Genomic DNA, 579 nt, shown 5'->3' with positions numbered 1-579 from the left:
CGGCCCGTGGCCAGCAACGCGCCCACATGGTCCACGCTATAGTCGACCTTGTTGCGACTGTTTTCCGACCGGTAGGTGTCCGGCGAGGGCCCGGTGGCCGCGCGCAGCTCTACCCCCCAGTAGGGATTGACCATGCCGCCCAGGCGCAGGCCAACCCCGGTGGGGGTTACCTCCCGGCTGTCATAATCGAGATTGAGGTGCATCAGGTTGCCGGCCACATAGGCAGAACGCTGATCCTGATAATGGGCTACCGGGTCCGCCCACAGAGCGGGACTGAACAACAACCCGAAAAGCATCCAGTAACGCATTGTCTGTCGTCCTTTTGTTATTGTTGGGATTATGCGCTTTGCTGATACGCATCGACGGCCTGTTATACCATTGCCTGCGGGCAGAGTCTGGTCATCTGCGGCCTTTTTTCATCAACAACGAGGATTGTGATGTCGGTGTACACCCCGCTCAGCCCCGCCCAATTGGCAGAGGTGCTGGAGCCGTTCGGTTTCCAGCTGCGCGATTATCACGCCGCCAGCCACGGCATCGAGAACAGCACCTTTCTGATCGAGGCCGGCGATCGCCATGGCC

General features: G+C 60.1%; 1 pseudogene. It reads right to left on the bottom strand.

Features of this window, described 5'->3' with window-relative positions:
- Positions 1–308: pseudogene (locus A3754_RS17545) on the bottom strand (porin family protein); the annotation flags it as partial.
- Positions 309–579 lie beyond the last annotated feature (271 nt).

The organism is Alcanivorax sp. HI0083 (assembly GCF_001635175.1).
The sequence above is the reverse complement of the archived record's forward strand: the minus strand, read 5'-3'. Positions and strand labels throughout refer to the sequence as shown.